This window comes from Xanthomonas sp. NCPPB 3959 (assembly GCF_056675575.1).
Window position 1 is genome coordinate 1 of the sequence record NZ_JBWWVR010000062.1, and the last position, 245, is coordinate 245.

The window sequence follows — 245 nt, forward strand, 5'->3', positions numbered from 1 at the left end:
TTCCGGATCGAGCTGGGCGAGATCGAGAGCCGTCTGCACGCCGAGGCATCGGTACGTGAGGCGGTGGTGGTGGTGCGGGGCGAGCAGGCGCAGGCGCGTCTGGTGGCGTACGTGACGCCGTCCGAGGAGGTGGTGGCTGACGGCTGGATCGCCCAATTGAAGGGCGCGTTGGCCGAGGTGCTACCGGGCTACATGCAGCCGTCGGCGTACGTGGTGCTGGAGGCGCTGCCGCTGACGGTCAACGG

Annotated in this window: 1 protein-coding gene; it reads left to right on the forward strand. The window is 69.4% G+C overall.

Annotation, left to right across the window (positions count from 1 at the left end; genetic code table 11):
- The coding region (locus AC1KVG_RS21820) for an AMP-binding enzyme (protein WP_481095815.1) at window positions 1-245 on the forward strand (245 nt) is incomplete at both ends.